Raw genomic sequence first — 20,280 nt, forward strand, 5'->3', positions numbered from 1 at the left:
AATCATACTTAGGTTTGCGCCCCGCCGGGTGCCTGCCCGATGCCGAGCATCTGTGCCATCCTGACCAAGTCGGGCAACGATTTCGCCGCCATCTTCCGCATGATGTGCCCGCGATGGATCTTGACCGTGATCTCGGCTACGCCGATTTCAGCGGCAACCTGTTTGTTCATGAGCCCTGCGGTGACGAGGCTCATGATCTGGCGTTCACGCGGCGTCAGGGTCGCGAAGGCGGCGCGCAGGTTCGCGAGAACCTTGGCCTCATCGCGACGATTCCTGTCGCGCTCGATCGCTGTCGTGACGGCATCCAGCATGTCCTGATCGCGGAACGGTTTGGTCAGGAAGTCGACCGCGCCGGCCTTCATGGCCCTGACCGTCATCGGGATATCGCCGTGGCCGGTCATGAAGATGATTGGAATGTGAATGCCGGCCTTCGCCAGCTCCGCCTGAAAGTCCAGCCCGCTCACCCGCGGCAACCTGATGTCGAGGATCAGGCAGCTCGGGACATCCGGGGGCTTGCGCTGCAGAAATTCATGGGCCGAGCCGAACGCTGCGGTCCGCAAGCCGACGGACCGGAAGAGATTGCTCAGTGCGTCGCGCACGGACGCGTCGTCGTCGACGACGAAGACGATGGGATCTTCGGAGCTTGCCAGACCCGAAGGCGATGCCGCGCGCCCGGTCACCATGCATGATCCTCTTCGCGCAGTGGCAAGGTGAACTGGAACGTCGTGCCCGGGCCGATGTTTGCGGCCACGGACAGGCGGCCTCGGTGGGCCTCGACGATCGACCGGCAGATCGACAATCCCATTCCCATGCCGCTGGCCTTGGTGGTGTAGAAGGCGTCGAACAGCCGTTCGGCATTCTCGGCAGCGATCCCGACGCCACAGTCGGTGACCGTGACCATGATCTGCCCGGCCTCGTCATGGCGCGTCCGGATCACGAGTTCCCGCGGCCTGTCGGTGACCGGCTGCATGGCCTCGATACCATTGAGGACCAGGTTGAGGATGACTTGCTGCAGCTGGATACGGTCGGCGACGACAGACGGGAGGGCGGGAGCGAGGTCGAGCTGCAAGGATACGAGATGGCTCTGCAGTTCATGCTGCACCAGTCCGACCACTTGGTTGATGACGTCATTGATGTCGAGCGGCGCCTTCTGATCGGTCGTCTTGTTCACCATCGCGCGGACGCGCTGGATGACCTCGCCCGCGCGGTTGCCGTCGCTGATGATCGACCTGACCGCGCCGCGGGCTTCGTTCAGATCGGGGGCCGCCCGGTTGAGCCACCGCAGGCATGCCGCGGCATTGGTGACCACGGCGGCAAGCGGCTGGTTCACTTCATGCGCGATCGATGCGGCGAGCTCGCCGAGCGCCGTCACGCGCGTGACGTGCGCGAGGTTGGTCTGCGCTTCGTGCAATTCCGCCTCGGCTCGCTTGCGGGCGGTCACGTCGGTGACCGCTCCGACAAATTCGATGTCGCCCGAAAGGTTCGTCACCGCATGCGCCCTGGCGTGAACAAACTTGATCGCCCCGTTGGGCATCAGCAATCGGTAGCCGTGCTCGAAGTCCTTGCCGTCGAGCGAGGCGCGGTCGATGGTCCGTTGCACGCGGGCACGATCGTCCGGATGGACGCGCTGCAGCACCGTGGCATGTGTGATGGAAGGGGCCCTGTCGAATTCGAAGATCCTGAACGTCTCTTCGGACCAGATGATCTCGCCGCTGGCGACGTGCCAGCCGAAGCTGCCGGTGTGGCTCAATCGCTGGGCTTCGGTCAGGTACATTTCACTCTGCTGCAGCGCATTTTCGGCGTGCTTGCGCTCGGTGATATCCTCACATGCGATCAGTACGATCAGCTGATCGTCCAGCCGCCGCACGGCCTTGGCGTTTTCGCGCACCCAAAGCCGGGAACCGTCCTTGCGGACCTTCCGGATTTCCCAATTGTGGGTCTGGCCGATGTTGTCGAGGCATGCCGCGACGTTGCGCTGGACCATATCCCGGTCTTCGGCGGCAAAGACCCGCAGCACGGATTGTCCGAGCAGCTCGTCGACGGTGTAGCCGAGCTGTGCCGCGCCGAACGTGTTGACCGACAGCACGAGGCCCGTTGCGTCGACCATGAAGTACATGACCGGGTTGTGTTCGAACACCTCCTTCCATTGCGCTTCGCTGTTGCGGAGCGCCTCCATCGCGCGCTCCTCGCCGCTGGCTCGGCCGCGCAACGTGGCTTCCATCCGCCTTTGCGAGCGGGCAACCAGACGGATCATCAGCAATGCGGCGGTCAGCGACGCGACGAGCAGCGCCAGGGCAATCAGATGGGCGGAAGCTGCCGGCTGCGGACCAAGCAACAGCCCGATGCAGGTTGCCGCCAGGGCCAGCACCATGCCGCCGAGCAGCCATTGCTCGGCCGACCAGGACTTCGTGGTCGGGTCGCGGATCATCGGCAGCACCAGCACTTGGCCATCATCATGGGCCGCGCCGCGTCGCTAGGTGACGGCTACCATCAGCGGCGACAACGTCGCCCTCCCAACAAACTGTATATTAGCAGCTTTCTTGCCGCCCGGACGGGATCACGCCGGCCTTTTTGGCGGTCCACATCGGTGAGATCGCGCGGAAAGCGAAGACGTCGAGCGCGCTCAGGTCCAGGTTGCGACCTAAACTCAAGTATGAGTCGTCCCCACCGAATGTAACGGTCTGATCAACCTCCGTTCAATGGCCCGTTCCATCCCGGTGACTACGCTTATTGGGTAACTCGATGACGGTAGAGATTTCCGGGGTTCGGCAATCGCCAATCAGAGACGGAGATTGAATGCCCAGCGCGCGCCTGCATCTGATCGTTTGCTCCGACGACGTCGACCACGAGGCAAGGCCTCAGAGACGCGATCGCAGCTTCCAGCCTTCCGTTATCGATGGTGGCAAGCAGACGGCAAGCACGCCGGCCGACAACCCGTGGATCGATCTGCTGGACGCATTCGATCTGGGTGTTGTGGTCTGTCAGGCCAGCTATCTGGCCTTGTTGGGAGCGAGCCTGGCGGCGCTGCAGCCGCAATTCGACGTGCCGGATTCAGGGCGATTGCCGGCCTGAATTCCAAGTCCGGCAGGCTGCCGGGACCGAAGCGCTGGCTGCTCACGCCTAGTCGCGCAAGACGGGTCCGATCACGGCCTCCGTGAGAGCCCGGAATCCATTCCCCGCCTAGCCCCGGCCTGATGGATTCCGGGCTCAGTCCTGCAGGTGCCCTCAGCTGCGCAACGGCACGCCGGAATGATGGGCGAAGCAGGTCGACGGCGCGGCTCCGCGCCAGGGTCCGGACCACGGCAAATTGCAGCAATTTTTTCGAAAGATGCCCCGTTCGCTTTAGCCGCTTTTGAAGCACCCGATTATTGGATCTGTCCGGCAACGGCATCGCTCTGCAGAGCTGTGCGTTGGTTCGCGCACTGACAGATCAGGGGCCGGTCATCATGAATCAGGCACAGCAGCACAAGCCGCTTCCCGAAGACAACAATTCCGTCACCAAGGGGGAGGCCGAGGGCGCACGGGGATTGCAGCGCGATCTGCAGGAACGGCTGCAGCCGGAGCATGAGGAGCCGATCAGCGATAGCGCTCCCCATCCCGAAGCATCCGCAGGCTCGGGCCGGATCGTTCGCCGCTTGCTCAAGGTCGGCATGGGCCTTGCCATCGTCGCCGTCTTCGGATGGCTGCCGCTCAGGGCCGTGTTGCAGACCTCGAGTGTGGAGGCCGTGGTCAATGCCAGGATCGTGACCTTGCGGTCGCCGATCGACGGCACCGTGAGCGCGAAGCCGCAGAAATCCACCCAGCTCAGCGTGGTTCGCGAGGGCGATGCGATCCTTCACGTGGTCAACGCGCGCGGCGATCGCGCGCGGCTTGATGATCTCCGGCGGCAGATGTCCCGGTTGGAAAATGAGCGCCCGAGTCTGGCCGCCAAGCTTGCGGCTGCCGAGACGGCGCAACAGGACCTTGCCCGCCAGGCAGGCCAGTTCCGTGACGGCCGCATCCTCCAGCTCGAGGCCCGGATCGCCGAAATCCAGACCGCGATCGAGGCCGCCGCCGCGCGGCGGGAGGAGGCCGTGGCCGCGGTCGAGCGGGCGTCGTCGCTGATCAAATCGGGCAGCGTGTCGACGGTCGAAATGGCTCGCCTGACGCGCGAGCAGGCGATCTCGCAGCAGACCGAAATCGGCGCTCGACGGCGTCTCGACGCCGCCAAGGTCGAGCTCACTGCGGCAAGGAACGGCACCTATCTCGGCGACAGCTACAACGACCGGCCGAGCTCCGTGCAGCGCGAGGAGGAGATGCGCCAGCGCGTCAGCGACCTGCGCGCCGATCTGGCGCATGCCGATGCGGAGATCGACTGGCTGACCCACGAGATCGCCGCCGAGCAGCTGCACTACGTCAACCGGGCCGAAGCCGACATCAAGGCCCCGGTCGGCGGCCGCATCTGGGAGATGATGACCTCGCCCGGCGAGGACGTCAGGGCCGGGCAGCCCTTGCTCAAGCTGCTCGACTGCAGCGGCGCGGTGGTCACGGCCAACGTCACCGAGAGCGTCTACAACAGGCTGAAACTCGGCGAGCAGGCGAGCTTCGAGCCGAATGACGGCAGCGCCGCGCTGCGGGGCGAGATCGTCAATCTCACCGGCGCGTCGGGCGCGCCCGCGAACCTTGCGATCAATCCGGATGCACTGAACAAGGAGCCCTATCGGGTCACTGTCTCGATGCCGGCGCTCGACACCACGGGCAAGGATTGCGCGGTCGGCCGCACCGGACGCGTGGTGTTCAACGCGGACGCGGCAAAGTCATGATGGCGGCATTTGCGCCCGGGCTGGTCGCCTTCGGCGCCTGTCTTGCAATCCTGCCCCTGCTCCACCGCGAGCAGACCTTGGCCCGCGTCCTGATGACCGGCATGTCGTTCGTCCTGCTGGTCCACTATTTCGCGTGGCGGGTGACCCACACCTTGCCGCCTCCGGGCCTCACCGCCGACGCGCTGATCGGCTATCCCTTCGTGGCGGCCGAGGCGGCCTCGATGATCGCGGTGTGCCTGTCGCTGCTGTTCCTCAGCCGGACCATCGACCGCTCACCCGAGGTCAATGCGATCCTGCGTCGATCCAGAGCCAGCGCGGATGCGTCGCTCGTGGACGTCTTCATCTGCACCTACAATGAGGAGAAGGCGATCCTGGAGCGCACCATCATCGGCGCGACCGGGCTGAACTATCCGAACTACCGCGTCTGGGTGCTCGACGACGGGCGCAGGCTCTGGCTGCGCCGGCTCGCCCAGGAGCTCGGCTGCAACTATCTGGCCCGCCCGGACAACCGCCACGCCAAGGCCGGCAACATCAATCATGCGCTCCAGCACGTTTCCGGGCTGGCCGAGCGGCCGGAGTTCATCTCGATCCTCGATGCGGATTTTGTCCCGATGCCGGACTTCCTGACCCGGGCGATGAGCCTGATGCTGGACGGCAGCGTCGGCGTCGTGCAGACGCCGCAGCACTTCATCAACCCGGATCCGATCCAGACCAATCTCGCAGCGACCGATGTGTGGCCCGACGAGCAGCGCTTCTTCTTCGATATCCTGATGCCGGCCAAGGATGCCTGGGACACGGCGTTCTGCTGCGGCACGTCATCGCTGATCCGCTTCTCCGGCCTGATGCAGATCGGCGGCTTCCCGACCGATTCGGTGACGGAGGATTACCTCGTCACGCTGCGCCTGAAGGAGAAGGGATTGCGTACGGTCTATCTGAACGAGCGCCTGACCATCGGCCTCGCGCCGGAGGGACTGAAGGAATACATCACGCAGCGCGGCCGCTGGTGTCTCGGTTTCATGCAGATCTTCCGGGGCCGCAGCGGGCCGTTCTCGCGGCAATCGAGGCTTGCCTTCATGGACCGGCTGTCGCTGGTCGACGCCTTCATGAGCTGGGCGGCGGTCTACAGCACCAAGGTTTTCGGCCTGGTCGTGCCGTGGCTTTATCTGCTGTTCGGGATCAAGGCGGTCCATGCCGACCTGTTCGAGCTGCTGAAATATTTCTTGCCGTTCTATGTCTGGCACGCCTTCACGATGGCCTGGATCTCGCGCGGCCGCTCGCTCGCGATCATGACCGACGTGTCGCAATACATCGCGGCCCCCGCGGTGTTGAAGGCGGTGGTGACCGGCCTCGCCAGGCCGCAGGGCCACAAGTTCAAGGTGACGGCCAAGGGCGGCGACCGCAACCGCCGCTTCATCGAATGGCCGCTGCTGCGGCTCTATGGCGCCGCCCTGCTGATCACGCTGCTGGCGATCGCCTATGCCTTCATCCTGCATCTGCGCGGCGACAGCATTGCCTATGGCGGGCTGGCGCTGGCCTGGAGCCTGCACAATTGCGTCGTGCTCGCGATCGTGTGCTTCATCTGCATCGAGCAGCCGCGGCGCCGCAAGGCCGAGCGGTTCGAACGCGACGAGCCGATCCTGATCCATCAGGACGGCGAGATGCGCCTGATCCGGATGGCCGACATCTCGATCTCGGGCGCGCGCTTCATCGATCCCGCCCCGCCCGCCATCGGTTCCTTGATCAAATGCAATGTCTACGGGCAGAACGTGGCCGCGACCGTGGTCCGGCGCACACGCGACGGCTTCGGCGTCCGTTTCGAGGACGCGGTGGCGACGCGGGTCAATGTCGTGCGCGCATTCTATGCCGGCGAATATGTCCGCGCTTTCCAAGGCGTGCGCGCGGCGCCGGTCGGCAAGGCCCTGCTGATGCGGCTATTCGGTTGATCCAAGTCGTCATTCCGGGGCATCGCGCAGCGATGAACCCGGAATCTCGCACCACAACTTCTGGATTCCGGGTTCGCGCTACGCGCGCCCCGGAATGACAGATAGTCACGCCGCCGGCTTTGCCGCCTGGTCCTCGCTCGACAACAGATGCAGCAGCGCGCTCTTGATCGCGGCCTGCCGGGTCGGCGCGGTGATCTGGGCGCCGAGCAGGTCGGTGACATAGAACACGTCGCGGGCGCGTTCGCCGAAGGTCGCGACATGGGCGGAGGCGATGTTGAGGTTGAGCTTCGAGATCGCGGTGGTGAGCTGGTAGAGCAGGCCGGGCCGGTCGAGCCCGGAGACCTCGATCACGGTGTAGCGGTCGGACCACTGGTTGTTGATGGTCACCTCGGGCTCGACGATGAACGGCCGCGCCTTGCTGCGCACCGCCCGCTTCGCCACCGCCTCGGGCAGCCGCAGCTTGCCTTCCAGCACATGCTCGATCATCTCGCCGATCCGCGTCGCACGGCGGCCCTCGTCCTCGTCGCGGTCGTATTCGCGCGAGATCGAGATGGTGTCGAGCGCGCGGCCGTCGGTCGTGGTGTAGATCTGGGCGTCGACGATGTTGGCGCCGGCCGACGCGCAGGCACCCGCGATGATCGACAGCAGCCAGGGATGGTCGGTCGCCAGGATCGTCAGCTCGGTGACGGCGCGGACCTCGTCGAAGCCGACATTGATCGCGAGCTTGTGGCCGGCCTGCTCGCTGGCACGGATGAAGCGCGCCTGGCGGATCTTGCGCGGCAGCTCGACCTTGAGCCAGTAGGCCGGATAATGCCGGCCGATATAGGCGTTGAGCTCCGCCTCCGGCCATTCGGTGAAGGCGCGGCGGAATTCGGCTTGCGCCACCGCGATGCGCTGGGCGCGGTTGACCTCGGAGAAGCCGCCGGTCAGCACCGGCTCGGTCTCATAATACAGCGTACGCAACAGCTGCGCCTTCCAGCCGTTCCACACGCCCGGGCCGACGCCGCGGATGTCGGCCGTGGTCAAGATCGTCAGCAGCTTCATCTGCTCGACCGACTGCACCACGGCGGCGAAATTCTCGATGGTCTTGCGGTCCGACAGGTCGCGCGATTGCGCCACCGTCGACATCGTCAAATGCTCCTCGATCAGCCACGCCACCAGCTCGGTGTCGGCCGCCGAGAAGCCGAGCCGCGGGCACAGCCGCCGCGCCACCTTGGCGCCGGCGATCGAATGATCTTCCGGCCGGCCCTTGGCGATGTCGTGCAGCAGGGTCGCGATATAGATCACCGGGCGATGCTCGGGGCGGATCTTGCGGAACAGGTCGCTGGCGACCGTGAACTCCTCGTTGCCGCCGCGCTCGATGTCCTGCAGGAAGCCGATGCAGCGGAGCAGATGCTCGTCCACCGTGTAGTGGTGGTACATGTTGAACTGCATCATCGACACGATCTTGCCGAAAGCGCGGATGAAGTGGCCGAGCACGCCGGTCTCGTTCATCCGCCGCAGCACGATCTCCGCGTTGTCGGAGGTCAGGATCTCCATGAACAGGCGGTTGGCTTCGTCGTTCTCGCGCAGCTGGGTGTTGATCAGCTTCAGCGAGCGCGTCACCGTGCGCATCGCATCGGGGTGGAAGGCGAGGTTGTTCTGCTGCGCGAGGCGGAAGATCCGGATCAGATTGACCGGATCGTGCTTGAACACATCGGGCGCGGCGAGGTTGATGCGGTTGTTGTCGACGATGAAGTCGTCGCTGCCGTTAACCCGCCGCCGCTTGGTGCCGGGCCGCAGCCGCGCCACCATCCGACTCAGCACCGGCGCCGGCTTGTTGTGCTCTTCCTCGAGCTTGGCGCACAGGATCGCGGTGAGGTCGCCGACGTCCTTGGCGATCAGGAAGTAGTGCTTCATGAAGCGCTCGACGTCCTGCATGCCGGGATGCGAGGTGTAGCCGAGGCGGACCGCGATCTCGCGCTGCATGTCGAACGACAGCCGTTCCTCGGCGCGTCCGGCGAAGAAGTGCAGATTGCAGCGCACCGACCACAGGAAGTCGGCGCAGCGGCGGAAGGTGCGGTATTCCTGCGCGTCGAACACGCCGCGTTCCAGCAGCTCGTCGGTCTCGCGCACGCGGTAGACGTATTTGGCGATCCAGAACAGCGTATGCAGGTCGCGCAGGCCGCCCTTGCCGTCCTTGACGTTGGGCTCGACCAGATAGCGCGACTGGCCGGCGCGGCGATGCCGCTCCTCGCGCTCGGCAAGCTTGGCGGTGACGAATTCCGGCGCGGTGCCCTGCACCACTTCCTTGTCGAAGCGCTCGACCAGCTCGTCATAAAGCGGCTGGTCGCCGGTCAGGAAGCGGGTCTCCAGGATCGCGGTGCGGATCGTCATGTCGCCGCGCGCCTGACGGATCGATTCATCGACCGAGCGCGTGGCGTGGCCGACCTTCAGCCCCATGTCCCAGAGGCAATAGAGAATGGCTTCGGCAACCTGTTCGCCCCAGGCGGTCTGCTTGTAGGGCAGGATGAACAACAGGTCGATGTCGGATTCCGGCGCCATCAGCCCGCGGCCATAGCCGCCGGTCGCCACCACGGCCATGCGTTCGGCGCCCGAGGGGATCGGCGAGTGATAGAGATGCCGGGTCGCCGCCGCGTAGAGGATGCGGATGATCTCGTCCTGCACGAAGCAGAGCCGTTCGGCGCAGCGCCGGCCGTGACGGTCCTTCAGCAGCAGCGCCTGCGCCGTGGCGCGCGCCGCGATCAGCTCGGCCTTGAGCAGCTGCGCCATCGCGGCGCGGAACTGGTCCTCGCGGCCGGCGTGCTGTTCGGCAAGTGCATTGACCGCCGCAGTGATCCGCACGGTCTCGAAACGATCATCCGCTTCAGGGCGGGCCTCGGCTACGACGCTGTCCATAGGTTCATCCGATATCGGACAGAGCTGTTGCTGTCACTGACCAAAGTAGGATGACAGGCGCTCCATTCTGTGCCTCTCGCAGTCCTGGACAGAGCTAGGGATTTTTCCGTTGACTGCAAGGCTAACTCATTGAGCTTGAAGACTGTTTTCCTGACCCGGCAAGGGAGGCGCGAGGTTGTCGCGCTCACGCGCGATGGTGACATCCGCGCCCCAAGGCCTTACACCGGAGATCAAGAAGAACAGCCGGGAGCAGACCCATGGACTCCGCCGAACTCCGCGCAATGCAGGCTCCGATCAAGGAGCGCTACAAGACCGACCCACAGGCCGCCGTGATCACGCTGAAGGCCAAGGGCTCGATCGACAATGAGAGCATCGCCTGCAAGGTCGAGACCGGCCGTGCGCTCGCGATCGCCGGCCTCCACCCCGCTACCGGCGGCTCCGGGCTCGAGCTTTGCTCCGGCGACATGCTGCTGGAAGCGCTGGTCGCCTGTGCCGGCGTCACGCTGAAATCGGTTGCGACCGCCATCGAGGTGCCGCTGAAGGTCGGCAACGTCTTCGCCGAAGGCGATCTCGATTTTCGCGGCACGCTCGGCGTCGACAAGGAGACCCCGGTCGGCTTTCGCGAGATCCGCCTCCGCTTCGAGATCGGCACCGACGCGCCGCAGGACAAGCTCGACCTCTTGCTGAAGCTCACCGAGCGTTATTGCGTGGTCTATCAGACCATCAAGAACGGCCCGAAGGTGTCGGTGACGATGCAGCGGGTGTGAGGTATTGCTTACCCTCCCCTGGAGGGGGAGGGTCGACTCGCATCGCAGATGCGAGTCGGGGTGGGGTGAAGGCCTCTCCACCCGATCGGTGCCCGTGCTGAGAGATCACCCCACCCCGGCTCACATCTCGCTTCGCTCAATGTGAGCCGACCCTCCCCCTCCAGGGGAGGGTCAAGAAAAACAAAAATGTCCCCCGAACTCCATTTCGTCCTGATCCTCGCGCTGCGCATGGCGGTCGCCGCCGCATTCGTGGTCAGCGCATCCATCATCACGGAGCGTTCGGGACCGGTGATCGGCGCGCTGATCGCGACCCTGCCGATCTCGGCCGGGCCGTCCTACACCTTCCTCGCGCTCGACCATGACGCCGCCTTCATCGCCCAGGGCGCGCTGGCGAGCCTGCCGGTCAACGCCGCCACCATCTATATGGGCCTGACCTACGCCGTGCTGGCGCAGCGCTTCAGCATGTGGATCAGCGCGGGCAGCGCGATCGCGGTGTGGCTGGTGCTCGCCACCATCATCCGCCAGTTCGAGTGGTCGCTCGCCGCCGGCCTGATCGTCAACGCCATCACCTTTGCGATCTGCATTCCGCTGCTGAGGCCCTATCGGCACGTCGCGAAAATGCCGCTGATCGCGCGGCGCTGGTACGACATTCCGCTGCGCGCCGTGCTGGTCGCAAGCCTGGTCGGCACCGTGGTCACGGCGTCAGGCTGGGTCGGCCCGCGCGTCACCGGCGTGATGGCGTTGTTTCCGATCGTATTCTCCTCGATGATGCTGATCCTGCATCCGCGCATCGGCGGCCCCGCAACCGCCGCCGTGCTCGCCAACAGCGCCTGGGGTCTGATGGGCTTCGGTCTCGGCGTTGCGGTGCTGCACGTCGCGGTGCTGCAATTCGGCTCGCCAATCGGCCTTTGCTGCGCGCTCGCCACCTGTATCGTGTGGAATCTGGTGCTGTGGCGGATCGGGCGGCGGAAGGCCGTGAAGGCGTAGGTGGGTTAGCGAAGCGTAACCCACCATCTTTCTCGCCGCGACAATGGTGGGTTACGCTTTCGGCTAACCCACCCTACGGATCTAATGCTTCGGCAGCTTCGCCCGCAGCGCATACAGCGCGTCCAGCGCCTCGCGCGGCGACATCTCGTCGGGATGCAGCGCCTTCACTGCCTCGATCAGCAGATCCGCCTCGCTCGGCGGTTTGTCCTCACTGGCGGCGCGGGAGGGGACGGCGAACAGCGGCAGATCGTCGACCAGAGCACGCGCGGTCTGGCCGCGGTCCTGGGCTTCGAGTTTGGCCAGCACCGATTTGGCGCGCGTGATCACGGCCGGCGGCAAGCCGGCGAGTTTTGCGACCTGGATGCCGTAGGAGCGGTCGGCGGAGCCGGGCAGCACCTCGTGCAGGAACACGACGTCGCCCTGCCATTCCTTGACCCGCACCGTGGCGTTGAACATCCGCGGCAGTTTCGCCGAGAGCGCGGTCAGCTCGTGATAATGCGTCGCGAACAGCGTGCGGCAGCGGTTGCTCTCATGCAGATGCTCGATCGCGGCCCAGGCGATCGACAACCCGTCGAACGTCGCGGTGCCGCGGCCGATCTCGTCGAGGATCACCAGCGACCGCTCGCTCGCCTGATTCAGGATTACCGCGGTCTCGACCATCTCGACCATGAAGGTCGAGCGTCCCCGCGCCAGATCGTCGGCGGCGCCGACGCGCGAGAACAGCCGGTCGACGATGCCGAGCCGCGCCCGCGACGCCGGCACGTAGGAGCCGATCTGCGCCAAGAGCGCGATCAGCGCGTTTTGGCGCAGGAAGGTCGATTTACCGGCCATGTTCGGACCGGTGATCAGCCAGAGCTGGCCGGATTTTTGTGCGGGCGCCGGGGAGAGATCGCAGGCATTGGCGATGAACGGCTGGCCATCGCGCTTCAGTGCCTGCTCGACCACCGGATGCCGTCCACCCTCGATCGCAAAGCCGAGCGAGCCGTCGACGTCGGGCCGCACGTAATTGTCGTCGATCGCAAGTTTGGCCAATGACGTCGCGACGTCGAGCATCGCAAAGGCATGCGCGGCGTTGCGCAGATCGTCGCTCGCCGCGAGCGCCATCGCGGTCAAGCGTTCGAAGACCTCGAGCTCGAGATTGAGCGCGCGCTCGCCGGCATTGGCGATCTTGGCCTCGGTCTCGCCGAGTTCTGCGGTGGTGAAGCGGACCTGTCCGGCCAGCGTCTGGCGGTGGATGAAGGTCGCATTCAGCGGCGGCGCGAACAGCTTGTCGCCGTGCTGCGCGGTGACCTCGACGAAATAGCCCAGTACATTGTTGTGCCGGATCTTCAGCGTCTTGATGCCGGTGTCCTCGGCGTAGCGCGCCTGCATCGCGGCGACGACGAGGCGCGAGGCATCGCGCAGATTGCGGCTCTCGTCGAGCGCGGCCTCATAGCCCTCGCGGACGAAGCCGCCATCTCGCTTGATCAGCGGCAGCTGTTCGGAGAGCGCGCGGGAGAATTCCTGCGCCAGATCGCGCGAGGGGCGCCGCAAGGCCGCCATCACGGTGGAGACCTCGGTCGGCGGATTGGCAAGCTGCGCCAGCAGCTCCAGCGCCTGGTCGGCGGCGAGGATGCCGTCGCGCAGGCTGGCGAGATCACGCGGGCCGCCGCGGCCGACCGAGAGCCGCGCCAGCGCGCGCGACATGTCGGGCGCCGCGCGCAGCACGGTCCTGACGTCCTCGCGCGCCGCGGAATCCGCGACGAAGGCCGAGACGGCGTCGAGCCGCCGCGCGATCACGGCAACGTCGGTGAGCGGCGCGGCAAGGCGCTGCGCCAGGAGGCGCGAGCCCGCCGCGGTGACGGTGCAGTCGATCGCATCGAGCAGCGAGCCACGGCGTTCACCGGCCAGCGTACGCGTCAGTTCGAGATTGGCGCGGGTCGCCGGATCGATCGCCATCGTGGTGCCGGCGGCCTCGCGCGCGGGCGGCGACAGCGGCGGACGCTTGCCGACCTGGGTGCGGTCGATATAGGTGACGGCCGCGGCGGCGGCGGTCGCTTCCAGCCGCGACATCGCCGACAGGCCGTCCATGGTCGCGACCGCGAAATAGTCGCACAGCCGCCGCTCGGCGGTGGCACTGTCGAACACGTCGCGGGTCAGCGGCGTCACCGACGGCAGCTCGCGCAAGGTCGGCGCGAACTCGTTGTCGCTATAGAGCGCATCGGTGACGATCGCCTCGTTCGGATTGATGCGCGCCAGCGTCGCCGCGAGCTCCGCGGTCGCGCACTCCGTCACCATGAATTCGGAGGTCGAGATGTCGATCCAGGCGAGCCCGAGCCGGTCGGCGCCGGCCGAGCCGCGGGCGCGCGCGATCGCGATCAGGTAATTATTGGTGCGGGCGTCGAGCAGCGTGTCTTCGGTCAGCGTGCCCGGCGTCACCAGCCGCACCACGCCGCGGCGGACCACGCTCTTGTTGCCGCGGGCTTTGGCTTCCGCGGGGTTTTCCGTCTGCTCGCACACCGCGACACGGTGGCCGGCGCCGATCAGGCGATGCAGGTAATCCTCGGAGCGTTCGACCGGCACGCCGCACATCGGGATGTCCACGCCCTGATGCTTGCCGCGCTTGGTCAGCACGATGCCGAGCGTCTTCGAGGCGATCTCGGCATCCTCGAAGAACAATTCGTAGAAGTCGCCCATCCGGTAGAACAGCAGCAGGCCGGGATGGGCGGCCTTGATTTCCAGATACTGTTCCATCATCGGCGTGACGCGCGACGGCGCCTCGGCGGCAGTGGCTTCGGGCGGAACGGGGATGGGCTGCTGAATGGTCATGAGAGCGTTTTCGAGAGAAGTGGGTACCGGTTCGCGTGAAGAAAACGCGTCCAAAGAAAAATCTGGAGTCCGGTTCTGATCTCATCAGAACCGTCAGGCTCCAGACGGCGGAAACTACAAAATTTCGTCGCGCGGTCCTATCCGCGACGTCGGGGTTTTCCACCCTCTCCACGGCCAAGGATATGACAAGTCCTCACGGGAATGCGCTGATGCCACGCGGCGGCGTCGATTGACCTGCCGCGGGCACGCTCCTAAAACTCCCCCCAAGTTCCAGCCGATCCAGCGCCTAAGCCGCGGCATTCAGGGAGAGATTCAATGCGTGATGTGTTCATTTGCGATGCCGTCCGGACCCCGATCGGCCGTTTCGGCGGTTCGCTCGCCAAGGTGCGCGCCGACGATCTTGCGGCGGCCCCGATCAAGGCGCTGATGGCCAAGCATCCGACGCTCAACTGGAACGAGGTCGACGAGGTCTATTTCGGCTGCGCCAACCAGGCGGGAGAAGACAACCGCAACGTCGCACGCATGGCGCTCTTGCTCGCCGGCATGCCGGAATCGGTTCCCGGCCAGACCCTGAACCGGCTCTGTGCCTCCGGTCTCGACGCGGTCGGTGCTGCGGGGCGCGCCATCCGCGCCGGCGAGATCGATTTTGCGATCGCGGGCGGTGTCGAATCGATGACGCGCGCGCCGTTCGTGATGGGCAAGGCGCCGGAGGCCTTCTCGCGGTCCGCCGAGATCTTCGACACCACGATCGGCTGGCGCTTCATCAATCCGCTGATGAAGGCGCAGTACGGCGTCGATGCGATGCCGGAGACCGGTGAGAACGTCGCCGAGGAATTCCAGGTGTCGCGCGCCGATCAGGATGCGATGGCGATTCGCTCGCAGCAGCGCGCCGGTGCGGCGATCGCGTCGGGCTATTTCGCCGAGGAGATCGTGCCGATCCAGGTGCCCGGCGGCAAGGCCGGTCCCATCACCGTCGACAAGGACGAGCATCCGCGGCCCGAAACCACGCTCGAAGGATTGGCAAAACTGAAGCCGATCGTGCGCAACCCGGGCACGGTGACCGCGGGCAACGCGTCCGGCGTCAATGACGGCGCCGCCGCGATGATCCTCGCTTCCGAGGCCGCGGTGAAGAAGCACGGCCTGACGCCGCGCGCAAAAATCCTCGGCCTCGCGTCGGCCGCGGTGCCGCCGCGCATCATGGGCATCGGTCCGGTGCCGGCGACCAGGAAGCTGGTCGAGCGTCTTGGCATCAAGGTGTCGGACTTCGACCTGATCGAGCTCAACGAGGCCTTCGCCTCGCAGGGCATCGCCTGCCTGCGCCAGCTCGGCGTCAAGGAAGACGCCGATTTCGTCAATCCGCATGGCGGCGCGATCGCGCTCGGCCACCCGCTCGGCATGAGCGGCGCGCGGCTGGTCCTGACCGCCGTGCACGGCATGGAGAAGCGGGGCGGGAAGCTTGCCTTGGCAACTATGTGCGTCGGGGTCGGCCAGGGCGTTGCGGTCGCGATCGAAAAGCTGAACTAAGTCAATGGCTTGGAAGGGTTGAAAACAGCCCTTCCCCAATTTGGTTATGCATTATAATGATCTGACGTGAGCTCACCGGGCGCGTGGGCCGCGGAGGAATTCGCCATGACCTTGTTGTACCCGCTGCAATCGCTTGCGGCCCATCCAGCGCGGCTGTCGCCGGACTATCGCTCCACCGTGAAGCGCGCGCCGCAAAAGCCGCTGATCCCGATGCGGCATACGCTCTCGGAGCTGACCGGGCCGGTCTATGGTCATGAGACGGTGCGCGCGCACGACAACGACCTCACCATCCAGGCCAAGGGCGAGCCGCTCGGCGAGCGCATCATCGTGCACGGCTATGTGCTCGACGAGGACGGCCGTGGTGTCCCCAATACCTTGGTCGAGCTGTGGCAGGCCAATGCCTGCGGCCGCTACATCCACGTCGTCGACCAGCATCCGGCGCCGCTCGATCCGAACTTCACCGGCGCCGGCCGCACGCAATCCGATGCCAAGGGCTATTACAAGTTCATCACCATCAAGCCCGGCGCCTATCCCTGGGGCAATCACCACAATGCCTGGCGGCCGGCGCATATCCACTTCTCGGTGTTCGGCCACTCCTTCGTCTCGCGGCTCGTGACCCAGATGTATTTCCCCGGCGACCCCTTGTTTCCGTTCGATCCGATCTTCAACTCGGTGACGGATGCGAAGGCGCGGGCGCGGATGATCTCCTCGTTCGACCTCGAGAACACCAAGCCGGAATGGGCGCTGTGCTATCGCTTCGATATCGTGCTGCGCGGGCAGAGTGCCACGCCGATGGAGACCAGGTAAGTGTCGAACCCGCGTCCTGACGGAATCACGCCCTCGCAGACCGTCGGCCCCTATTTCAAGTATGGCCTGACGCCGAACGGCGAGTATGAGTGGAACGATGCTTTCACCAGCAACCTCTTGACGGGCGACGTCTCGGGCGAGCGGATCCGCGTCGAGGGCACCGTCTATGACGGCGACGGCGCCGTGATCCCGGATTGCATGCTGGAGATCTGGCAGGCCGATAGCCAGGGCCGCTTCTCCGATCCGCAGGATGCGCGCGCGTTGCCGAACTCGTCGTTCAAGGGCTTTGGCCGTTGCGGCACTGACAAGAACGGTGGCTACGCGTTTGACACCATCAAGCCGGGCGTGGTGCCGGATGCCGACGGCAAGCCGCAGGCGCCGCACATCCTGCTCGCGGTGTTCGCGCGCGGCATGCTGCTGCATCTCTACACCCGGATCTATTTCGACGACGAAGCCGGCAACGCCGCTGATTCCACGCTGGCGCTGGTGCCGGCGGATCGCCGCGCCACGCTGATCGCCAGGCGCAAGGCCGGCCCGGGCAACACCTACAGCTTCGACGTCCATCTGCAGGGCGACAACGAGACCGTGTTCTTCGACGTCTAGCTGCGCGCCGCCACCGGCGCGCAATACCAGCATTGAAGGGACGACCGGTATCCGCTGCGCGCGTTCGCCGCAGCGGATTTCGCTTGACCATGCGCTGCAAGTTATATAACAAGATATTTATATAACCGATACGAGATCAAGCATGACCAATCTCGATGCCGCCTTTTCCGCGCTCGCCGACCCGACTCGCCGGGCGATCCTGGCGCGCCTCGCTCTGGGCGAGGCGACTGTCATGGAGCTGGTCGAGCCGTTCGACATGACCCAGCCCGCGATCTCCCGCCATCTCAAGGTGCTCGAGGGGGCCGGCCTGATCGTGCGGCGGATCGAGGGCACCAAGCGGCCGTGCCGGCTGGCGCCATCAGCGGTTGCCGAGATCGATCAATGGCTCGGCATGCTGCGCCGCGCGCTGGAAACCAATTACGACCGGCTGGACGGCGTGCTGGCCGCAATGAAGCCTGAGCAGTGAAAGGTATCCCCATGAGCAAGTTGGCGCTGAAGACCGAAGGCGACCGCTACGTGATTGTTACCAGGCGCTTCGTCGCGCTGCCCGAGGCGGTGTATCGCGCGCATACCGAGCCGGAGCTGTTGCAGAAATGGCTGCTCGGCCCCGACGGTTGGACCATGCCGGTCTGCATCAGCGAGGCGAAGCCCGGCGGCAGGATCCGCTACGAATGGAATGACGGTAAGGGCGGCGGCTTTCATCTGACCGGCGAATATCTCGAACTCGAACCGTTCAGCCGCATCGTCCATGTCGAGCGCATGCATCTGCCGGATCCGACGCCGGACAATCACGTCGAGACGCGTTTCGCGCCCGACGGCGACGGCACCCTGATGACGATGCGGATGACGCTGCCGGATACGGAGACGCGCGCGGCGATGCTCGCGACCGGCATGGAGCACGGCATGGAAGACAGCTATGCTCGGCTCGACCGCATGAGTTGAACGCGACTGACGTGAGGGACAATGCGCGACCGTTTCCTGACGGGGCTGATTGGCTATCCGATCGCGCATTCGGCGGCGCCTGCGATGCACGAAGCGGCCGCAGCAGCACTAGGCGTTCGCTGTCACTACCAGCTCATCGAGGTCAAGGGCGCCGGCCGCGACGATCTGCGTGCGATGCTCGACGGCATCAGGCGGCTCGGCTTTGCCGGCGTCAATGTCACCTTTCCCTACAAGGAGGCGGTCGTCGAGCTGCTCGATGACCTTGCGCCGGATGCGCGCGCGATCGGCGCGGTCAACACCATCGTCGCCCATCGCACGCGGCTGGTCGGGCACAATACCGACGCGTCAGGTTTTGTGCGTGCGATCACGCCGCTGCTTGCATCAACGCCGCGCGGCCCGATCGCGCTGATCGGTGCCGGCGGCGTCGGCAAAGCGATCGCCTTTGCGCTCGCCGGTCTCGGCGTCGGCGAGCTCCGCATCTTCGACGCTGATGCCGCGAAGGTCGTGCGACTGGCCGGTCAGTTGGCCGGCCGTCATGCGGCTCGTGGTGCCGCCAGCGTCGAGCGCGCGGTCGATGGCGCGACCGGCGTCGTCAACGCAACGCCGGTCGGCATGCTGCCGAGCCGCGACAGTCCCGTGCCGGACAGCTTGTTGCATCCGTCGATGTGGGTCGCCGATGCCGTCTACACGCCGCTCTGGACGCCGCTGCTGTTGGCGGCCAAGGCCAAGGGCGCCAAAGTCCTGACCGGGCGCGAGCTGGCGGTCTACGCAGCAGCGGACGCGTTCGAATTGTTCACGACGATGATGCCTTCGACTGATGTCATGGCAAATGCGTTCGACGCGGTGATGGCCGCACGCTACTCTGCGCCCGCCTGAGGGGCGGAGACACAAAATGACAAAAATCAGGATCGGGCTGGCCGGCTGCGGCTTCGTGTCGGAGCTGCATATGTACGCCTACCGGCGCGTCTATGGCGTCGACGTCGAGGTGAGGGCGGTCGCGGCGCGCGGCGACCATGTCAATGCGTTCGCCCGCAAGCACGCAATCCCGAACGCCTATCGCAGCTTCGCCGAACTGGTCGCCGACCGCGAGCTCGACGTCATCGACATCTGCACGCCGCCCAATCTGCATGCCGCGATGATCGTGGAGGCGATGCAAGCCGGCAAGCACGTGATCTGCGAGAAGCCGTTCAGCGGCTATTTCGGCCGCGACGGCGACAAGGCGCCGATCGGCCGGCACGTGCCGAAAGCGGTGATGTATCAACGCGTGATGGAGGAGATGGAGAAAACCCGCGCCGCGATCGAGCGAAGCGGACAACTCTTCATGTATGCCGAGGACTGGATCTACGCGCCGGCGGTGACCAAGACCACGGAGATCGTCCGTGCGACAGGCGACAAGATCCTGTTCATGAAGGGCGAGGAGAGCCATTCCGGCTCGCATGCCGCGCACGCCGCCGAATGGGCGATGACCGGCGGCGGCTCGCTGATCCGGATGGGCTGTCATCCCTTGTCGGCGGTGCTCTATCTCAAGCAGGTCGAGGCGAAAGCGCGCGGCGAGACCATCACGGTCGCCAGCGTCACCTGCGACGTCGGCAATGTCACCGCCGGTCTCAAGCCGGAAGAGCGCGCCTACGTCAAGGCCAATCCGGTCGACGTCGAGGATTGGGGCACGCTGACCGCGACCTTCTCCGACGGCACCAAGGCCACGGTGTTTTCGGGCGACATGATCATGGGCGGCGTACGCAACCTGATCGAGACCTATACGAGCGGCGGCTCGCTATTCGCCAACATCACTCCGAACACGCATCTGACGAGCTACCAGACGAGCGAGGAGAAGCTCGCCTCGGTCTACATCACCGAAAAGGTCGATCGCAAAACCGGCTGGCAATATGTCTGTCTCGAGGAGGAATGGACCCGCGGCTACCTGCAGGAGATCCAGGATTTCATGGAGTGCGTGGCGACCGGCCGGCAACCGCTCGCGGACCTCGTACTGGCGTATGAGACGACGAAGGTGAACTACGCCGGCTACTGGGCGGCGGATGAGGGCAGGCGGGTGGTGCTGTAGCCGCGCGAACTCTTCCCTTCTCCCCTTGTGGGAGAAGGTGGCGCGCGCGAGCGCGCCGGATGAGGGGTTGTTACCGCAAATTCGGCTCTCGAAGAGCTCGCAAAGAGAAACCCCTCACCCGGCTTCGATGCGCTGCA

General features: G+C 65.5%; 16 protein-coding genes. 12 read left to right on the forward strand and 4 right to left on the reverse strand.

Annotated features, from left to right (window positions below; genetic code table 11):
• Positions 1 to 8: 8 nt before the first annotated feature.
• Together E2I15_RS32830 and E2I15_RS32835 are read right to left on the reverse strand one after the other, a co-directional pair.
• Entirely contained in the window at positions 9 to 683 is a 675-nt protein-coding gene (locus tag E2I15_RS32830; RefSeq protein WP_137482877.1) for a response regulator transcription factor, read from the reverse strand.
• The gene (locus E2I15_RS32835) at positions 677 to 2,443 is read right to left on the reverse strand and encodes a PAS domain-containing sensor histidine kinase (protein WP_246668349.1); all 1,767 of its coding nucleotides are present in this window, start codon (positions 2,441 to 2,443) and stop codon (positions 677 to 679) included. The genes E2I15_RS32830 and E2I15_RS32835 overlap by 7 nt, the downstream gene beginning before the upstream one ends.
• Positions 2,444 to 2,796: 353 nt before the next feature.
• Between E2I15_RS32835 and E2I15_RS32840 the strand changes: the two genes are divergently transcribed.
• The 3 genes from E2I15_RS32840 (at position 2,797) to E2I15_RS32850 (ending at position 6,745) form a co-directional block, all read left to right on the forward strand.
• A complete protein-coding gene (locus tag E2I15_RS32840; RefSeq protein WP_137482876.1) occupies positions 2,797 to 3,072 on the forward strand; it encodes a hypothetical protein in 276 nt (91 codons plus the stop codon).
• A 374-nt stretch (positions 3,073 to 3,446) separates the two neighbouring features.
• The gene (locus E2I15_RS32845; protein WP_246668348.1) at positions 3,447 to 4,802 is read left to right on the forward strand and encodes an HlyD family secretion protein; all 1,356 of its coding nucleotides are present in this window, start codon (positions 3,447 to 3,449) and stop codon (positions 4,800 to 4,802) included.
• Positions 4,799 to 6,745 (forward strand): glycosyltransferase, encoded by a 1,947-nt coding sequence (locus E2I15_RS32850; RefSeq protein WP_137482874.1) that lies wholly within the window; start codon positions 4,799 to 4,801, stop codon positions 6,743 to 6,745. Before E2I15_RS32845 ends, E2I15_RS32850 begins: the two co-directional genes overlap by 4 nt.
• Positions 6,746 to 6,850: 105 nt before the next feature.
• Here the strand turns inward: E2I15_RS32850 and E2I15_RS32855 are convergent, their stop codons facing one another.
• Positions 6,851 to 9,643 carry a [protein-PII] uridylyltransferase gene (locus tag E2I15_RS32855; RefSeq protein WP_137482873.1) on the reverse strand — a complete coding sequence of 931 codons (2,793 nt, stop codon included), beginning with the start codon at positions 9,641 to 9,643 and terminating at the stop codon, positions 6,851 to 6,853.
• Positions 9,644 to 9,900: 257 nt separating this feature from the next.
• Between E2I15_RS32855 and E2I15_RS32860 the strand changes: the two genes are divergently transcribed.
• Entirely contained in the window at positions 9,901 to 10,410 is a 510-nt protein-coding gene (locus E2I15_RS32860; RefSeq protein ID WP_016845538.1) for an OsmC family protein, read from the forward strand.
• 186 nt (positions 10,411 to 10,596) lie between these two features.
• Positions 10,597 to 11,397, forward strand: a complete 801-nt coding sequence (locus tag E2I15_RS32865; RefSeq protein WP_137482872.1) for a hypothetical protein — start codon at positions 10,597 to 10,599, stop codon at positions 11,395 to 11,397.
• An 81-nt stretch (positions 11,398 to 11,478) separates the two neighbouring features.
• Here the strand turns inward: E2I15_RS32865 and mutS are convergent, their stop codons facing one another.
• The gene (mutS, locus tag E2I15_RS32870) at positions 11,479 to 14,205 is read right to left on the reverse strand and encodes a DNA mismatch repair protein MutS (RefSeq protein WP_137482871.1); all 2,727 of its coding nucleotides are present in this window, start codon (positions 14,203 to 14,205) and stop codon (positions 11,479 to 11,481) included.
• Between the two features lie 315 nt (positions 14,206 to 14,520).
• Here mutS and pcaF point away from each other — a divergent pair, with 315 nt between their 5' ends.
• The 7 genes from pcaF to E2I15_RS32905 all read left to right on the forward strand — a co-directional run bounded on the left by pcaF (position 14,521) and on the right by E2I15_RS32905 (position 20,143).
• Positions 14,521 to 15,729, forward strand: coding sequence for a 3-oxoadipyl-CoA thiolase (pcaF, locus tag E2I15_RS32875; RefSeq protein WP_137482870.1), 1,209 nt, complete (start codon positions 14,521 to 14,523; stop codon positions 15,727 to 15,729).
• A 105-nt stretch (positions 15,730 to 15,834) separates the two neighbouring features.
• Positions 15,835 to 16,536, forward strand: coding sequence for a protocatechuate 3,4-dioxygenase subunit beta (gene pcaH / locus E2I15_RS32880; protein ID WP_137482869.1), 702 nt, complete (start codon positions 15,835 to 15,837; stop codon positions 16,534 to 16,536).
• Positions 16,537 to 17,139: a protocatechuate 3,4-dioxygenase subunit alpha gene (gene pcaG / locus E2I15_RS32885; protein WP_137482868.1), complete on the forward strand. Its 603-nt coding sequence runs from the start codon at positions 16,537 to 16,539 to the stop codon at positions 17,137 to 17,139.
• 142 nt (positions 17,140 to 17,281) lie between these two features.
• On the forward strand, positions 17,282 to 17,605 hold the full coding sequence (locus E2I15_RS32890; protein ID WP_137482867.1) for an ArsR/SmtB family transcription factor: 324 nt from the start codon (positions 17,282 to 17,284) through the stop codon (positions 17,603 to 17,605).
• A gap of 11 nt (positions 17,606 to 17,616) precedes the next feature.
• Entirely contained in the window at positions 17,617 to 18,081 is a 465-nt protein-coding gene (locus tag E2I15_RS32895; protein WP_137482866.1) for an SRPBCC domain-containing protein, read from the forward strand.
• Between the two features lie 21 nt (positions 18,082 to 18,102).
• The gene (locus E2I15_RS32900) at positions 18,103 to 18,957 is read left to right on the forward strand and encodes a shikimate dehydrogenase (RefSeq protein ID WP_137482865.1); all 855 of its coding nucleotides are present in this window, start codon (positions 18,103 to 18,105) and stop codon (positions 18,955 to 18,957) included.
• Positions 18,958 to 18,973: 16 nt separating this feature from the next.
• Positions 18,974 to 20,143 (forward strand): Gfo/Idh/MocA family protein, encoded by a 1,170-nt coding sequence (locus E2I15_RS32905; RefSeq protein WP_137482864.1) that lies wholly within the window; start codon positions 18,974 to 18,976, stop codon positions 20,141 to 20,143.
• Positions 20,144 to 20,280 lie beyond the last annotated feature (137 nt).

It is taken from the genome of Bradyrhizobium sp. BR2003 (assembly GCF_009720285.1).
Lineage (GTDB): Bacteria > Pseudomonadota > Alphaproteobacteria > Rhizobiales > Xanthobacteraceae > Bradyrhizobium > Bradyrhizobium elkanii.